At 71.7% G+C, this 17,576-nt stretch carries 10 protein-coding genes; 9 read left to right on the forward strand and 1 reads right to left on the reverse strand.

Annotation, left to right across the window (positions count from 1 at the left end; all coding sequences use genetic code 11):
• Positions 1–43: 43 nt before the first annotated feature.
• The 7 genes from ACIQJT_RS25365 to ACIQJT_RS25395 all read left to right on the forward strand — a co-directional run bounded on the left by ACIQJT_RS25365 (position 44) and on the right by ACIQJT_RS25395 (position 12,068).
• A complete protein-coding gene (locus ACIQJT_RS25365) occupies positions 44–1,882 on the forward strand; it encodes an ABC transporter ATP-binding protein (protein WP_402647001.1) in 1,839 nt (612 codons plus the stop codon).
• Positions 1,879–3,741: an ABC transporter ATP-binding protein gene (locus tag ACIQJT_RS25370; protein ID WP_402647004.1), complete on the forward strand. Its 1,863-nt coding sequence runs from the start codon at positions 1,879–1,881 to the stop codon at positions 3,739–3,741. Before ACIQJT_RS25365 ends, ACIQJT_RS25370 begins: the two co-directional genes overlap by 4 nt.
• A 28-nt stretch (positions 3,742–3,769) precedes the next feature.
• Positions 3,770–5,482, forward strand: coding sequence for an ABC transporter transmembrane domain-containing protein (locus ACIQJT_RS25375; RefSeq protein WP_402647007.1), 1,713 nt, complete (start codon positions 3,770–3,772; stop codon positions 5,480–5,482).
• Complete coding sequence (locus ACIQJT_RS25380) at positions 5,479–7,257, forward strand: ABC transporter ATP-binding protein (protein ID WP_402647009.1); 1,779 nt, start codon at positions 5,479–5,481, stop codon at positions 7,255–7,257. Before ACIQJT_RS25375 ends, ACIQJT_RS25380 begins: the two co-directional genes overlap by 4 nt.
• A 236-nt stretch (positions 7,258–7,493) precedes the next feature.
• A complete protein-coding gene (locus ACIQJT_RS25385; RefSeq protein WP_402647012.1) occupies positions 7,494–9,539 on the forward strand; it encodes a M4 family metallopeptidase in 2,046 nt (681 codons plus the stop codon).
• A gap of 282 nt (positions 9,540–9,821) precedes the next feature.
• Positions 9,822–11,489, forward strand: coding sequence for a M4 family metallopeptidase (locus ACIQJT_RS25390; protein ID WP_402647014.1), 1,668 nt, complete (start codon positions 9,822–9,824; stop codon positions 11,487–11,489).
• A gap of 69 nt (positions 11,490–11,558) precedes the next feature.
• On the forward strand, positions 11,559–12,068 hold the full coding sequence (locus ACIQJT_RS25395; RefSeq protein WP_365460205.1) for a DUF1990 domain-containing protein: 510 nt from the start codon (positions 11,559–11,561) through the stop codon (positions 12,066–12,068).
• Between the two features lie 31 nt (positions 12,069–12,099).
• Here ACIQJT_RS25395 and ACIQJT_RS25400 read toward each other — a convergent pair whose 3' ends face one another.
• A complete protein-coding gene (locus ACIQJT_RS25400) occupies positions 12,100–14,718 on the reverse strand; it encodes a glycosyltransferase family 1 protein (protein ID WP_402647016.1) in 2,619 nt (872 codons plus the stop codon).
• 330 nt (positions 14,719–15,048) lie between these two features.
• On the opposite strand from ACIQJT_RS25400, the gene ACIQJT_RS25405 reads away from it, so the two are divergent.
• Complete coding sequence (locus ACIQJT_RS25405; RefSeq protein ID WP_402647019.1) at positions 15,049–16,251, forward strand: S8 family peptidase; 1,203 nt, start codon at positions 15,049–15,051, stop codon at positions 16,249–16,251.
• 216 nt (positions 16,252–16,467) lie between these two features.
• On the forward strand, positions 16,468–17,576 hold a 1,109-nt coding region (locus ACIQJT_RS25410; RefSeq protein ID WP_402647022.1), incomplete at its 3' end, for a maltotransferase domain-containing protein.

The following is a 17,576-nucleotide window of genomic DNA, read 5'->3' on the forward strand; positions in this document are numbered from 1 at the left end:
ACTAGGTGGGCGTTGTCAGTGCCGGTCCGTAGGCTCGCTGCTGATGTCCACGACACGTGCAACCACCAAGGACCGATCGGCCGTGAGGACGCTGCTGCGTCTGTGGCCGTACGTGCGACCGGCCCGCGCGCGGCTGTTCACCGCCGCGTTCGTGGCGGTCCTCGCCTCCTGCACGGGTCTGGTGATCCCGCTCGTGCTGAAGTGGATGGTGGACGGACCGGTCGCCGACGGGGACACCGCGGGCGTCTGGCTCGGGGCGCTGTACCTGCTGCTGCTCGGGTTCACCGAGGCCCTGCTGTTCGGGCTGCGGCGGTGGCTGGTGGCGCGCCCGCTCTCCCATGTGGAGGCGGAGATGCGGGCGGGCCTGTACCGGCACCTCCAGCGGCTCCCGGTGGCCTTCCACGACCGCTGGGCGTCCGGCCAACTGCTGTCCCGGGCCACCACGGACCTGATGCTGCTGCGCATGTTCCTCGCCTTCCCGCTGACCTTCCTGCTGGTCAACGGCGTGACGATCCTCGTCGGCGTGATCATCATGCTGCTCCAGGACTGGACGCTCGGCCTGGTCATCCTGGGTCCGGCGATCCCCGTCGTCGTCACCTGCGTGATCTTCGAGAAGCGGTACGCCCACGTGGCCCGGCTGGCCCAGGACCAGGTCGGCGACCTCACGACGGTCGTCGAGGAGAGCGTCCTCGGCATCCGCATCATCAAGGGCTTCGGCCGGCACCGCTCGCAGGCCAGGGCGTTCCGCGAACTCTCGGGCACCCTGCGCGGCACGGAACTGCACAAGGCCCGCCTCCTGGCCACGATCTGGGCCGTCATCGTGACGCTGCCGGAGGTGGCGATCGGAGCGGCGCTGGTGCTGGGCTGCGTGCAGGTGGCCGACGGGGAGTTGTCGGCGGGGACGCTGGTGGCGTTCCTCTCCACCGCCCTGGCGCTGAGGTGGCCGGTGGACTCGATCGGCTTCCTGCTGGCGATGAGCCAGGAGGCGGCGACGGCGACGGAGCGCTACTTCGAGGCGATGGACGAGGCACCGGAGCAGGAGACCCGTGCGAGCGGCGCGGCAGCCCCTGAGCGGTCCGCGGACGGCCTGCGGTTCCACGACGTCCGGTTCCGCTACCCCGACGCCCCCGAGGACTCCCCGCCCGTCCTCGACCTGATCGACCTCCACATCCGCCCGGGCGAGTCCATGGCCCTGGTCGGCGCTACGGGCAGCGGCAAGACCACCCTCACCGCCCTCGTCCCCCGCCTCCACGAGCTCACCTCGGGCCGCATCACGCTGGACGGCGAGGACATCACCGCCATGTCCCGGGAGGAACTGCGCGCCAAGGTGGCCATGGCCTTCGAGGACCCCACCCTCTTCTCCACCAGCGTCGGCGACAACGTCCTGATGGGGGCGGACGAACGGGAACTGGACCGCGCCCTGTCGGTGGCCCAGGCGGACTTCGTGCACGCCCTGCCCCAGGGCACCGAGACCCAGGTCGGCGAGCAGGGCCTCAGCCTCTCCGGCGGCCAGCGCCAGCGCCTCGCCCTCGCCCGGGCCGTCGTCGGCAAGCCCCGGTTCCTCGTCCTGGACGACCCGCTGTCCGCCCTGGACGTCCACACCGAGGCCGCCGTGGAGGCCGCGCTGCGGGACGTGCTCGCCGACACCACCGCCCTGATCGTCGCGCACCGCCCCTCCACCGTGCAGCTCGCCGACCGGGTCGCCCTGCTGTCGAACGGCCGCATCACGGCGGTCGGCACCCACCACGAACTCCTGCGCACCAACGCGGAGTACGCCTACCTGATGTCCGGGTCCGGGGATGCCGGAGAAGGCTCCGTGGATCCCGGAGAGAGGTCCGCAGGAAGGTCCGGGGATTCCCGGGAAACGGAGGACGCCCGATGACGGCCCCCACGACGTCCGCGCCCCCCGCGGACGAGGAACCCGGTCTGCCGGGGGTGAAGGGCTCCGACGACGCCTTCGACCAGGACCGGCTGCCCGCTCCCCCGAACTCCACGGCCCTGCTGCTGCGTTCCCTGCTCGCCCCGCTGAAGGGCAGGGTCGCCGTCACGACCCTTCTGCTGCTGCTCCAGCAGGCGGCCGTACAGGCGGGTCCGCTGCTCGTGGCGTACGCGATCGACCGGGCCGTGCCCGCCTTCCGCGACCACGACAACGGCCCGCTGATCGCGGTCGGCGCCGGCTACCTGCTGTGCGCGCTGGCCTCCGGCGGGCTCCAGTACGCCTTCATCCGGGCCTCCGCGCGCGTCAACCAGGACGTGCTGCTCGACCTGCGCGGCCGGATCTTCCGCCACGCGCAGGCGCTGAGCATCGACTTCCACGAGCGCTACACCTCGGGCCGGCTGATCTCCCGCTCCACGACGGACGTGGAGTCGCTGCGCGAACTGCTCGACGAGGGCCTCCAGGAGCTCGTCACCGTCGTCCTGTCGTTCCTCTACATCTCCGCCCTGCTGCTCTGGCTGGACCTCGGGCTCGGTGCCGTCGCGGTGGCCTCCTTCGTGCCGCTGTACCTGCTCGTGCGGGTCTACCGGCGGCGCGCGGGCCGGGTGTACCGGAAGCGGTCGACCGCGATCGCCGCGGTGATCGTGAAGTTCGTGGAGACGATGAACGGCATCCGGCCGGTGCGCGCCTTCCGCCGCGAGGCCGCCAACGACGCCGACTTCGCCGTGCTGAACAAGCGGCACGAGCGGGTCAACGGCGACGCGCTCCTGGAGATGGCCCGCTATGTCGTCGGGTCCCGGCTGGTCGCCAACACGGCCGTCGCGGGGATCGTGCTGTGGGGCGCCTACCGGGTGGCGCAGGACTCGCTGGAGCTGGGTGTGCTGGCCGCCGCGGTGCTGTACCTGCGGCGGCTGTACGACCCGATCGACCGGCTCGGGATGTTCCTGAACTCCTACCAGTCGGCGGCGGCCTCCCTGGAGAAGATCGCGGGCCTGCTCGCCCAGATCCCGACCGTGCCGGAGCCGTCGGCTCCCCGGCAGCTCCCGGCGCTCGAGTCCTCGGACCGTCCCGGCCGCGAGGTCGTCTTCGAGGGCGTCTCGTTCGGCTACCGCACCGGCGGCGAGGTGCTCCCCCGTTTCGACCTCGTCCTGCCCGCCGGGCAGACGGTCGCGGTGGTCGGCTCGACCGGCGCCGGCAAGTCGACCCTGGCCAAGCTGCTGGCCCGTTTCTACGACCCCTCCGCCGGCCGCGTCCTGCTCGACGGAGTCGACCTGCGCGACCTCGCGATGCCCGAACTGCGGCGCGGGGTGGTCATGGTGACGCAGGAGGCGTTCCTGTTCTCGGGCACGGTCGCCGAGAACATCGCGATCGGCCGTCCGGACGCCGGCCGCGAGGAGATCGAGCGGGCCGCGAAGGCGATCGGGGCGCACGACTTCATCAGCGCGCTGCCCGACGGCTACGACACGGACGTACGCAAGCGGGGCGGCCGCATCTCGGCAGGCCAGCGTCAACTCGTGGCGTTCGCGCGGGCGTTGCTCGCTGATCCGTCGGTGCTGATCCTGGACGAGGCGACCAGTTCGCTCGACGTCCCGGGTGAGCGGGCCGTGCAGCGGGCGATGGCGACGGTGTTGAGGGGCCGTACGGCGGTGGTGATCGCGCACCGGCTGTCGACCGTGGAGATCGCCGACCGGGTCCTGGTCATGGAGCACGGCAGGATCGTCGAGGACGGCACACCGGCGGAACTGACCGCGGGCACGGGCCGGTTCGCGGATCTGCACCGGGCGTGGCGGGACAGTCTGGCGTGAGCGGGCACATCGGTGATCGGGGGCACAGGTGATCGACGCGTACGAGGACCCCGGCACGCCCGACGTCCGGGGCGGCTGGCGTTATCTGTGGTGGCTGGTGCGCTGCCAGCCGGGGCGGTCGGTGGCCGGGGCGCTGCTGGGCAGTTCCTGGATGGTGCTGCTGGCGGCGACGCCGTACCTGATGGCGAAGGCGATCGACGAGGGCCTGGAGCCGGGCGACTGGCCGGCGTTGGCGGGCTGGAGCTGCGCGCTGTTCGCGGTCGGTTCGTTCAACGCCTGGCTGAGCATCATGCGGCACCGCACGATGACCCGGGTGCGGATGGACGCCAACTTCCGCACGGTCAAGGTGGTCGTCGGGCAGGCGGTCCGGCTCGGTGCCGCGCTCTCGCGCCGGACCGGGGCCGGTGAGGTCGTCACGATCGGCGTGGGCGACGTGCAGACGATCGCCGGCGCCCTGACCGTGGTCGGCCCGGGGGTGGGCGCCTGCGTCGCCTACCTGACGGTCGCCGCCGTGCTGGTCTCGGTCTCCCCGGTCCTCGCGGCCGTGGTCCTGCTCGGCATCCCGGCCATCGTCGTCCTCGTGAACCCGTTCCTGTCCCGCCTCCAAGGCGCCGAGACGGAGTACCGCGACCGGCAGGGCGTCCTCACCGCCCGTATCGCCGACCTGGCGGGCGGGCTGCGCGTCCTCAACGGCCTCGGCGGCAAGTCCCTGGTCGCCGACGCCTTCCAGCGGGACTCCCAGCGCCTGCGGTCCCAGGGCTACCGGGTCGGCGCGGTCACGAGCTGGGTGCAGGCCCTCGGCGTCGGCCTGCCCACCCTGTTCCTCGCCGTGGTCACCTGGCTCGCGGCCCGGCTGGCCGCCCGGGGGGACATCACCGTGGGCGAGCTGGTGGCGGTGTACGGCTATGTCGCGGTCCTGGTCGGCCCGGTGGCGTTCTGGGTGGAGTGCGGGTACCAGCTGAGCCGGGGCGTGGTCGCGGCCCGGCGGGTCGTACGGTTCCTGCGCCTGGAGCCGCTGGAGGACCGGGGCACCCGGGACGCCCCGGCGGAACCCTCGGTCCTGCACGACCCGGAGTCGGGGGTGAGCATCCTGCCGGGCCGCCTGACGGCACTGGCCGCGGCACACCCCGCGGACACGGCCGCGGTCCTGGACCGTCTGGCCCGCTACACCCCGTCGCGGGCGACCTGGGCCGGAGTCCCCCTGGACGAGATCAGGTTGCCCCAGGTCAGGGAGCACATCCTGCTGGCGGACCACGAGGCGGACCTGTTCGCGGGAAGCCTGCGCGAGGTGGTGGCGCCCCACAAGGGGAACGGCGCGGCCGGTCACGGCGAACTCGCGGCCGCCCTGCACGCGGCCGTGGCGGACGACATCGTGCAGGGCCTCCCCGACGGCCTCGACTCGCCCGTCGACGCCCAGGGCCGCAACCTCTCCGGCGGCCAACGCCAGCGCGTCCGACTGGTCAGGGCCCTCCTCGCCGACCCCGAGATCCTCCTGGCCGTGGAACCCACCTCCGCCCTCGACGCCCACACGGAAGCCCTCGTGGCCGAACGCCTCAAGGGCGCCCGTGACGGCCGCACCACAGCCGTCACCACCACCTCCCCCCTCGTCCTGGACCAGGCCGACACGGTCCTCTACCTGGTCGACGGCAAGCTCGCCGCAACCGGCACCCACCAGCAACTCCTCGGCACGGAACCGGGATACCGCGCCCTGGTCGCGCGAGACGTGGAGGTCGTGAAGTGAGCAGGGGCCACCTCCCCGTCGCCGATCAGGTCGCCGTACGGCGGGCCGCCGGCCGGCTGGTCCGCAAGGACGCCCGCGCCTTCATCGCCGTGCTCGCCCTGAACTCCGCCGCCGCTCTCACCGGTCTCGCCGGGCCCTGGCTGCTGGGCCGGATCATCGACGAGGTCCGCGCCGGCGCGGGCGTGTCCACGGTGGACCGGCTCGCCGCCGTCCTGGTGGTGTGCGCCGCCGGCCAGCTCCTCCTGGCCCGCTGGGCCCGCTATGTCGGCCACCGCTTCGGCGAACGCACCCTGGCCCGCGTCCGCGAGGAGTTCGTGGACCGCACGCTCGCCCTGCCCGCCTCGGTCGTGGAACGCGCCGGCACCGGTGACCTCACCGCCCGGGGCACCGCCGACGTGGCCACCGTCGGCACCACGCTCCGCGACGCGGGGCCCGAACTGCTCATCAACTCCGTGCAGTTCCTGTTCCTGCTCGGCGCGGTGTTCGTGCTGGACCCGCTGCTCGGCGCGGTCGGCGTGTTCGGCCTGCTGCCCATCTGGTTCGTGCTGCGCTGGTATCTGCGCCGGGCGCGGGACGGTTACCTGGCCGAGGGCGAGGCCACCTCCGACGTCGCCGAGATCCTGGCGGCCACCGCGTCCGGGGCCCGCACGGTCGAGGCGCTGCGGCTCCAAAAGCGGCGCGTGCGGGCGAGCCGGGAGGCCCTCGACACGGCCCGCCGCACCCGTCTGTACACCCTCTACCTGCGCAGTGTGTTCTTCCCGGTGGTGGAGGTGGCGTACGTCCTGCCGGTGGCCGGGGTGCTGCTGGTCGGCGGCGCGCTGCACGCGCGGGGCGTGCTGAGCCTGGGTTCGGTCGTGGCGGCCGCCCTGTATCTGCAGCAGTTGGTCACCCCGCTCGACCAGATCCTCGTGCGGGTCGAGCAGCTCCAGTCGAGCGGGGCCTCGTTCGCCCGCGTCGAGGGCCTCGCCGCGGCCCCGCGGGCCGGCTCCACGAACGCGCCCACCCCCGCCGACGACCGCATCGACGTGACTGGTGCGCGCTACTCCTACGGCCGCGGCGGCGAGGTCCTGCACGGCGTCGACCTGACGGTGCGCCCCGGCGAACGGCTCGCGGTGGTCGGCCCGTCGGGCGCGGGGAAGACCACGCTCAGCAGACTGCTCGCGGGCGTCGACGCGCCCACGTCCGGCTCGGTGACCGTCGGGGGCGTACCCGTGGTCGGCCTGGGCCCCGAGCAGCTGCGCCGCCAGGTCGTCCTGGTCACCCAGGAGCACCACGTCTTCCTGGGCACGGTCCGCGACAACCTCCTCATCGCCGAACCCGGCGCCGGGGACGAGGAGTTGTGGGCCGCCCTGGCCGCTGTCGGGGCCGACGGGTGGGTGCGGGAGCTGCCCGAGGGGCTCGACACCCCGCTCGGCGAGGACGGTTGCCGTACGGACGGCTCACAGGCGCAGCAACTCGCGCTGGCCCGGGTGGTGCTGGCGGATCCGCACACGCTGATCCTCGACGAGGCGACCGCGCTGCTCGATCCCACGACCGCGCGGCACACCGAGCGCGCCCTGGGCGCCGTACTCGAAGGACGCACGGTCATCGCGATCGCGCACCGGCTGCACACCGCGCACGACGCCGACCGGGTGGCCGTGATGGAGAACGGCCAGCTCACCGAACTCGGCACGCACGAGGAGCTGGTGGCGGCGGGCGGGGCCTACGCGGCGCTGTGGGGGTCGTGGCACGGGGACCGGCCGCCGGCGCCCGGGCAAGATGGCCCGTCCGTATAGCGAACATGAACTCCCGGACAACGAACGATTTCCGGCCAAGTTTCTGACGCGCTCCTGACAGTACGGGCTTTCCGGTGCCACTCTTCCCACGGCCGCCGCACAGCAACCTCACAGATCTCCCGCTGTGTTCCGATCCGCGGCCACCTGCACCTCGTTCCGCGTACCGCCCGGACGGTCGACCCACCGTCCGGTCTCCCCTGGCCGCGTGATCCGCGGCCGCGCAGAAGGAGTCAGTGTTGAGAGACCGTTCCTCCCACAGACGCACCCCCCACGCCCTGCCCCGCAAGGCCGCCGCCGCGGCCCTTGTCGGTGTCTCGGCCCTGATCGCCACGGCCGTCCAGTCGGGCGCCGCCACCGCAGCCCCGGAGAAGGCACCGTCGGCCGCGAGCAAGGTGATCCCGGGCGCCGAGTCCCTCAGGCTCACCCCCGCCCAGCGCGCCGAGCTGATCCGCGAGGCCGACGCCGCCAAGGCGGACACCGCCAAGGACCTCGGCCTCGGCGCCAAGGAGAAGCTGGTCGTCCGTGACGTCGTCAAGGACGGCGACGGCACGCTGCACACCCGCTACGAGCGCACCTACGACGGCCTGCCCGTCCTCGGCGGCGACCTCGTCGTGGAGACCACGAGGTCGGGGGCGACCGAGGGGGTCGTCAAGGCGACGAACAAGACCATCAAGGTCGCCTCCGTGACCCCGAAGGTGACCGCCGCCAAGGCCACCGCGCAGGCACTGCGGGCCGCGCAGGCCGCCGGCGCCGACAAGGCCGACACCAACCGCGCCCCGCGCAAGGTGATCTGGGCCGGCAACGGCACCCCGACCCTGGCGTACGAGACGGTCGTCGGCGGTCTCCAGGAGGACGGCACGCCGAACGAGCTGCACGTGATCACGGACGCGGCGACCGGGGCGAAGCTCTACGAGTACCAGGCCGTCGAGACCGGCACCGGCAACACCATGTACAGCGGAACGGTCACCCTCGGCACCACCCAGTCCGGGTCGACGTACAACCTGACCGACGGGGCGCGCGGCGGCCACAAGACGTACAACCTCAACCGCGGCACCTCCGGCACCGGCACCCTCTTCTCGGGTTCCGACGACGTGTGGGGCAACGGCAGCGCCTCCAACGCGGAGACGGCCGCCGCGGACGCGCACTACGGTGCCGCGCTCACCTGGGACTACTACAAGAACGTGCAGGGGCGTTCCGGCATCCGCGGTGACGGGGTCGGGGCGTACTCCCGGGTCCACTACGGCAACAACTACGTCAACGCGTTCTGGTCGGACAGCTGCTTCTGCATGACGTACGGCGACGGTTCGGGCAACACCCACCCGCTGACGTCGATCGACGTGGCCGGTCACGAGATGACCCACGGCGTCACGTCGAACACCGCGGGGCTCAACTACTCGGGCGAGTCCGGCGGCCTCAACGAGGCGACCTCCGACATCTTCGGCACGGCCGTCGAGTTCTACGCCAACAACTCCTCCGACGTCGGTGACTACCTCATCGGCGAGGAGATCGACATCAACGGCGACGGCACCCCGCTGCGCTACATGGACAAACCGAGCAAGGACGGCGCGTCCAAGGACAGCTGGTACTCGGGGATCGGCTCGGTGGACGTCCACTACTCGTCCGGCCCGGCTAACCACTTCTTCTACCTCCTGTCGGAGGGCAGCGGCACCAAGACCATCAACGGTGTCACCTACAACTCCCCCACGTCGGACGGCCTTCCGGTCACCGGCATCGGGCGGGACAAGGCGGAGAAGATCTGGTTCCGCGCGCTGACCACGAAGTTCACGTCGACGACGAACTACGCGGCGGCCCGCACCGGCACCCTCGCGGCGGCCGGTGAGCTGTACGGCACGACGAGCGCCGAGTACACGGCCGTGGCGAACGCCTGGGCGGGCGTGGCGGTCGGCTCCCGTCCCGGCGGGGGCGGTGGCGGCACCTCGTTCGAGTCCACCGCCGACGTATCGATTCCGGACAACGGGGCGGCGGTCAACTCGCCGATCACCGTGTCGGGGCGTACGGGCAACGCGCCCTCGAACCTCGCGGTCTCGGTCGACATCGTGCACACCTACATCGGTGACCTCCGGGTGCAGCTGATCGCGCCCGACGGCACGGCGTACACGCTGAAGGCGTACGGGACCGGCGGCAGCACCGACAACCTCAACACCACGTACACGGTGAACGCCTCCTCCGAGGTCGCCAACGGGACCTGGCAGTTGCGGGTCCAGGACAACGCGGCCCAGGACACCGGTTACATCAACGGTTGGAAGCTGACCTTCCCGTAGGTCGCTCCGGCCCGGACAGGGCGCCGTCCCGGTGGTTCGACTCCCCGGGGCGGCGCCCTCTTTTTGCCATCCCATGACTGACGGGTTGTTGGGGCTTTGCCCAGCTCAAGTCGCTTTACATGCCTGCAATGTTCACCTGTTGGTCGACTTTCGGCCAACATCACATCGGGGTCATGACATGTACGCGCCTTGATGCCACGCTTCCTCACAACCGCCGCACAACTTCACTGCCACCCCGGAAGGCACCCCACGCCCTCCGGGCTCCCCCACGAAGGAGCTTGTGTGACCCCCCTCTACGCGCGTCACAAGCGCACCACCCTGGCCATCGCCACCGCCGTCGCGGCCGGGGCCCTGCTCACCACCGGTCTGACCACCGGAAGTGCCGCCGCCGTGACCCCGGCCGAAGGCACCGGCAAGGCGACTCTCGCGGGCGCCCCGGTCCAGCTCTCCGCGGCCGCGCGCACCTCCCTGATCAAGGAGCAGCAGGCCGACGCCGGGACCACGGCCCGGGAGATAGGCCTCGGCGCCAAGGAGAAGCTGGTCGTCAAGGACGTCGTCAGAGACGCCGACGGCACGGTCCACACCCGTTACGAGCGCACCTACGAGGGTCTGCCGGTCCTCGGCGGCGACCTGGTCGTCCACGAGTCGAAGTCCGGTACGACCGAGGGCGTCTCCAAGGCGACGACCAAGACCATCAAGGTCGCCTCCCTCACCCCGAAGGTCACCGTCGCCAAGGCGGAGACCCAGGCGCTGAGCGCCGCCAGGGCCGCGGGTTCCGACAAGACCGCCGCCGACGGCGCCCGCAAGGTCGTCTGGGCCGCCTCCGGCACCCCTGTCCTCGCCTACGAGACGGTCGTCGGCGGCTTCCAGGACGACGGCACGCCGAGCCGGCTCCACGTCATCACCGACGCGGCCACCGGCAAGAAGCTCTACGAGTACCAGGACATCGAGAACGCGACCGGCACCGGCAAGAGCCTGTACTCGGGCACCGTCAGCCTGGAGACGACCCTGTCGGGCTCGACGTACCAGCTGACCGACGGCACCCGCGGCGGCCACAAGACGTACAACAAGGCCCACGGCACCAGCTCCTCCGCGGGCACCCTGTTCACGGATGCCGACAACGTCTGGGGCACCGGCGCGGCCTCCAGCTCCACCACCGACCAGACGGCGGCCGTCGACGCCGCCTACGGCGCGGCGGAGACCTGGGACTTCTACAAGTCCACCTTCGGCCGCAGCGGCATCAAGAACAACGGTGTCGCGGCCTACTCCCGGGTGCACTACGGCAACCAGTACGTCAACGCGTTCTGGGACGACAGCTGCTTCTGCATGACGTACGGCGACGGCGAGGGCAACGTCAACCCGCTGACCTCGCTGGACGTGGCCGGCCACGAGATGAGCCACGGCGTCACCTCGAACACGGCGGGCCTGAACTACTCCGGCGAGTCCGGCGGCCTCAACGAGGCGACCTCGGACATCTTCGGCACGGGCGTGGAGTTCTACGCCGCCAACTCCAACGACGTCGGTGACTACCTCATCGGCGAGGAGATCGACATCAACGGCGACGGCACCCCGCTGCGCTACATGGACAAGCCCAGCAAGGACGGCGGCTCGGCCGACTACTGGTCCTCCTCCGTCGGCAGCAAGGACGTGCACTACTCGTCCGGCGTCGCGAACCACTTCTTCTACCTCCTCGCGGAGGGCAGCGGCGCCAAGACGATCAACGGTGTGTCCTACAACTCGCCCACGTCCAACGGCTCCACGGTCACCGGCATCGGCCGCGCCAAGGCGCTGCAGATCTGGTACAAGGCGCTGACGACGTACTTCACGTCGACGACCAACTACAAGGCGGCCCGCACGGGCACGCTGTCGGCGGCGTCGGCCCTGTACGGCTCCACCAGCGCCGAGTACAAGGCGGTGGCGGCGGCCTGGTCCGCGGTCAACGTGAGCTAGTCACGAGTGACTGAACGGGCGGTACCCGGGACGAAGGCATCCCCGGGTACCGCCCTACTCTTGGGTCCCATGTCCTTCACGTACGACGATGTCGGCGCCACCCGGCGGAGCGGCTTCTGCCCGCCCGGCTTCCACCCCCTGCACGTCCGCACGCGCATAGGCGAGGGCCACGACGTCTTCCGGAAGGCCTCCGAGGCGGTCCTGACCTGGGAGATGCACCGCGCCCTGGGCGTCGGCATAGAAGTCACCGCGGACCGCGCGGCCCCCGACGTGGACGTAACCGTCACTCTCGCCGGCGTCATCAAGGCCCCCTGCCGGGTCGTCTGGACGGTCGAGGAACACCGCCGCGCGGGCTGGGCCTACGGCACCCTGTCCGGCCACCCCGAATGCGGCGAGGAGTCCTTCGTCGTCGACCGCACCGGCGACGGCACGGTGTGGCTGACGGTATCGGCCTTCAGCAGGGCCGCGAAGTGGTACTCCCGGGCGGGAGGTGCGGCAACCAGGGGACTCCAGCACGCCTACGCACGGCGGTGCGGGTCCGTCCTGCGCAGGCTGTGCGGCGGAGAGGACGCGGGCTGAGCGCAGCGGCCCAACCCGCGCCCTTCACCGCTCACCGCATCAGCACTCCCGCCCCCTCCACCACGTCCTCCGAGGGCACCGCCACCACTCCCAGCTCCGCCCCCGACGCCAGCAGGCGGTGTGCGGGCAGGATGCGGACCGTGTAGCCGAAGGGGCCCGTGCGGTCCAGGGACAGGGGGCCTTCGTACACGTAGCGGCCCTCCGGGTCCGGGCCGCCCACCGGCTTCAGCGGGACCGTCGCCGCGTCGGCGATGCGGTCCTCCTCGTCCACGCGGCCGGAGACCGCCTGGACCTCGACGTCGTCGGGGCCGAGGTCGCCCAGGCCGACACGGACCCGCAGGCCCAGTGTGGTGCCGAGTTCGGCCGTGGTCGTCGCGGCCGTGGTCTCCACGTGGTCGACCGTGACTCCCTGCCACTGCGCCCGCACCCGGGCCTTCCACTCCGCCAGTTCGCGCGCCGCGTCCGGGCCCATCGCGCGGTGGGCGTGCGCCGCGGGGGCGTAGAGGCGTTCCACGTACTCGCGGACCATGCGGCCGGCCAGGACCTTCGGGCCCAGCAGGGTGAGCGTCTGGCGGACCATCTCGATCCAGCGGTCGGGCAGGCCGCCCTGACCGCGCTCGTAGAAGCGCGGGGTCACCCGCTGTTCGAGGAGGTCGTAGAGGGCGTCGGCCTCTATGTCGTCACGGCGGTCGGGGTCGGTCCCCACGCCGTCGGCGGTCGGGATCGCCCAGCCGAAGTCGGGCTGGAACCACTCGTCCCACCAGCCGTCCAGCACGGACAGGTTCAGGCAGCCGTTGAGCGCCGCCTTCATCCCGCTCGTCCCGCACGCCTCCAGCGGCCGGAGCGGGTTGTTGAGCCAGATGTCGCAGCCCGGGTACAGCTTCTGCGCCATCGCCATGCCGTAGTCGGGCAGGAAGACGATCCGGTGGCGGACCCGCGGGTCGTCGGCGAACCGGACCAGTTCCTGGACCAGCCGCTTGCCGCCGTCGTCCGCCGGGTGCGCCTTGCCCGCGACCACGATCTGGATCGGGCGCTCGGGATGCAGCAGCAGGTCCATCAGCCGGTCGCGGTCCCGCAGCATGAGGGTGAGCCGCTTGTACGACGGGACGCGTCGGGCGAATCCGATGGTGAGGACGTCGGGGTCCAGCACGCCGTCGATCCAGCCCAACTCGGCCGTACCGGCACCCCGTTGGCGCCAGGAAGCGCGCAGCCGGTCCCGCACCTCCGTCACCAGCTGCTCCCGCAGCGAGCGGCGCAGCTCCCAGATGTCCTGGTCGGGGATGTCCCCCACCGCGTCCCAGCGGTCCGAGCCGCCGACGGTCAGCGCGTCCTCGGTGCGCTGGGCGCCGATCTGCCGGGCCCCGAGCCGGAACACCTCGGGCGCCACCCAGGTCGGCGCGTGCACCCCGTTGGTCACGGAGGTGATCGGCACCTCCTCGGGGTCGAATCCCGGCCACAGTCCGGAGAACATCTCCCGGCTGACCTGTCCGTGCAACAGGGAGACGCCGTTGGCGCGTTGGGCCAGCCGCAGGCCCATCACGGCCATGTTGAAGAGGTTGGGCTCGCCGCCCGGGTAGGTCTCCATGCCGAGGGCGAGGATGCGGCCCACGTCCATGCGCGGGAGTTCGGCGTCGGGGCCGAAGTGCCGGGCGACCAGTTCCCGGTCGAAGCGGTCGATGCCGGCCGGGACGGGGGTGTGCGTGGTGAACACGGTTCCCGCCCGGACCGCCTCCAGACCGGCGTCGAAGTCCAGGCCCTGGTCGCAGAGTTCGGCGATGCGCTCCAGGCCGAGGAACCCGGCGTGCCCCTCGTTGGTGTGGAAGACCTCGGGTTCGGCGTGGCCGGTGAGCCGGCAGTACGTCCGTACCGCGCGCACGCCCCCTATGCCGAGGAGCATCTCCTGCAACAGCCGGTGTTCGCTCCCGCCGCCGTACAACCGGTCGGTCACCCCGCGTTCGCCGAGGTCGTTCTCCTCGACGTCGGAGTCCAGCATCAGCAGGGGCACGCGGCCGACCTGGGCGAGCCAGATCCGGGCGTGCAACTGCCGGCCGCCGGGCAGGGCAAGCGACACCTGGGCCGGGGTGCCGTCGGCCTCCCGCAGCAGCGCCACCGGCAGCTCGTTGGGGTCCAGGACCGGGTAGTGCTCCTGCTGCCAGCCGTCCCGGGACAGGGACTGGCGGAAGTAGCCGTGGCGGTACAGCAGACCCACGCCGATCAGCGGTACGCCCAGGTCACTGGCCGCCTTCAGATGGTCGCCCGCCAGGATTCCCAGACCGCCGGAGTACTGCGGCAGCGCGGCCGTGATGCCGAACTCGGGCGAGAAGTAGGCGACGGCGGCGGGGAGTTCACCGGTGTGGGTCTGGTACCAGCGCTGACCGGTGACGTAGTCGTGGAGGTCGTCGGCGACGGCGGTGAGCCGGCGCAGGAAGCGGTGGTCCTCGGCGAGCTCGGCCAGCCGGGCGGGGCGCACGCTGCCGAGCAGCCGTACGGGATCACCGCCCGACGCGGCCCAGCACTCGGGATCGACGGACTGGAACAGATCGCGGGTCTCCGCGTGCCAGGACCAGCGCAGATTGCGCGCCAGGTCGCTCAGGGGCCGCAGGGCATCGGGGAGTAGGGGTCGGACGGTGAATCGACGGATCGCCTTCACATTCCACCTCGGCGAGCAAGCGGAGTGGGACGCACGGCGGTGTGCGTCCCGTCTTCAGCCTCGAAGGTAACCGTGCGGAGGGCTCGTCACCACGGCGCACTTGTCGGCAGAAAGCCGTGTCGCGGCCAAGCCGTTCCGCATCGAACAGTCCGGAAACAGTCGCAAGCGCACCACGTCCCCCATAGCCGATATGGCCGATTACACCCCCTCAGGCGTCCTTGTGGTACTTCACCCCGCACGAAAGGCTTTCCCAGGGCGTACCCGCCGACGCCGGGTCCATCCGGCGGACCACGGCTGCCGTACGCCCTGTTGAGGAGGGGACGTCACGTCATGGCACGGACGCGAGACCGGCGTCTGCGCCGGGTGGGGAGCCTGACCGCGGTGAGCTGTGCCGCCGCGCTTTCGGCCATCTCCCTGCCCGCGCACGCCGTACCGGAGGGGCGGATACCCGGCGCCGGAGGGGCCGGTTCCGTCAGCGGGAGTTACCTGGTGACGCTCCAGGGGGGAACGGAGGCCCGGTCGGCGGCCGGAAAGGTCCTCGCCGAGAAGTACGGGGCGAGAATCAGCCACACCTACGGCACGGTACTCAACGGTTACGCGATCCGGGCCGACGAGAGACAGGCCCGGAGGCTCGCCGCGGACGCCCGGGTCGCCTCGGTCGTCCAGGACACCCGGGTGACCCTGGAGGGCACCCGCAGGAACCCGCCGTCCTGGGGCCTCGACCGTGTCGACCAGCCGCAGCGGCCGCTGGACAGGTCCTACACCTGGCCGCGGTCCGCGGGCGCCGGGACGACGGTGTACGTGATCGACACCGGCATCCGGATCTCGCACCGGGACTTCGGGGGCCGGGCGCATTACGGCTGGGACTTCGTCGGCGGCGACCGGTCGGCCGGCGACGGCAACGGTCACGGCACCCACGTGGCGGCCACCGTCGCGGGCACCGGGTACGGCGTCGCCAAGAAGGCCGAGGTGGTGGCCATACGCGTCCTCGACAACGCCGGATCGGGTACGACCGCGCAGGTCATCGCCGGTGTCGAGTGGGTGACGAAGCACGCGCGGAAACCGGCGGTCGCCAACCTCAGCCTGGGCGGCGCCCACAGCGCCCCGCTGGACGCCGCCGTACGCGCCTCCATCGCGTCCGGGGTGACCTACACGGTCGCCGCGGGCAACGACCGACTGCCGGCCGGCCTCTACTCGCCCGCCGGTGTACCCCAGGCGATCACGGTCGGGGCGACCGACACCGCCGACCGGCGGGCGGGCTTCTCCAACTACGGCTCGGCCCTCGACCTGTTCGCCCCAGGAGTCTCGATCACCTCGGCGGGCATCACCGGCGACACCGCCAGGGCGACCTATTCGGGCACGTCGATGGCGGCCCCGCACGCGGCGGGGGCGGCCGCACTGTACCTGGCCGACCACCCGAGGGCCACTCCGGCACAGGTCGGCAAAGTCCTGGTGAAACTGGGGGCCACCGGGAAGGTGTCCGGTCGGGGACCCGGTTCGCCGGACAAGCTGCTCCAGGTGCCCGGCTCCTAGGGGAAGCGTCCGCAAACCGGTCCCGTTCGGCCAGAACGGGACCGGTTTTGTGTAAAGACATACGCGTGAGTAGTTAGCAAAGTGCCGGATTGCCCACCCGAATAGGGTGGGAAGGCTCCTGCGGTACACAGCACGCACAGCTTCACCGGTACGCCACGCAGGAGCCCCTCCCCACAGCCATCCGCCCACCCGAAGTTGACGCGGACAGGAGCGGTCATGCCCGCCACGCACCACTCGTCAGCACCCCTGACGACCAGCACCGACGCATCCACCACACGCCCCGCCGACCCCGGGCCACCGCCTCAGGAGCGACCCTCCGCGCAGGCTGGACCGGCTGCGGCCGTCGGGCGCATACCCGTCCTCGACGTCCGCCCGGTCGTCCAGCGCGGACGCCGGCCCGCTAAGGCGGTCACCGGCGAGACGTTCGAGATCTCGGCCACCGTGTTCCGTGAGGGGCATGACGCGGTGGCCGCCAATGTCGTACTGAAGGATCCGGAAGGCCGCGCCGGACCCTGGACCCCGATGCGGGAACTGGCCCCGGGCACCGACCGCTGGGGTGCCACCGTCACCGCGGGCGCACCCGGCCTGTGGAGCTTCACCGTCGAGGCCTGGGGCGACCCCGTCAGCACCTGGCGGCACCACGCCCAGATCAAGATCCCGGCCGGCATGGACACCGAGCTGGTCCTGGAGGAGGGCGCCCGCCTCTACGAACGGGCCGCGGCCGGTGTCCCCGACGACGGACGCAACGGCGTGATCCTGGCGGCCGTCCGCGCCCTCCGCGACGAGAGCCGGCCGGCCGCCGCCCGCCTCGCCGCCGCGCTGACTCCCGAGGTGGACGCGGTGCTGGAGCGCTATCCGCTGCGTGAGTTGATCACGGCGTCGGAGTCGTTGCCGCTGCTGGTGGAGCGGGAGCGGGCGTTGTTCGGGTCGTGGTACGAGTTCTTCCCGCGGTCGGAGGGCACGCCGGAGCGGCCGCACGGCACGTTCCGCACGGCGGCGCGCCGGCTGCCGGCGATCGCGGCGATGGGCTTCGACGTGGTGTACCTGCCGCCGATCCATCCGATCGGGACGACGTTCCGCAAGGGCCGCAACAACACGCTCTCCGCCGGGCCCGAGGACGTGGGGGTGCCGTGGGCGATCGGCTCGCCGGAGGGCGGGCACGACGCGGTCCACCCGGATCTGGGCACGATCGAGGACTTCGACTGGTTCGTGCAGGAAGCCGCACGTCACGGTCTGGAGATCGCGCTGGACTTCGCGTTGCAGTGCTCGCCGGACCACCCGTGGGTGCACAAGCACCCGGAGTGGTTCCACCATCGTCCGGACGG

The organism is Streptomyces sp. NPDC091972 (assembly GCF_044756385.1).
Taxonomy (GTDB): Bacteria; Actinomycetota; Actinomycetes; order Streptomycetales; family Streptomycetaceae; genus Streptomyces.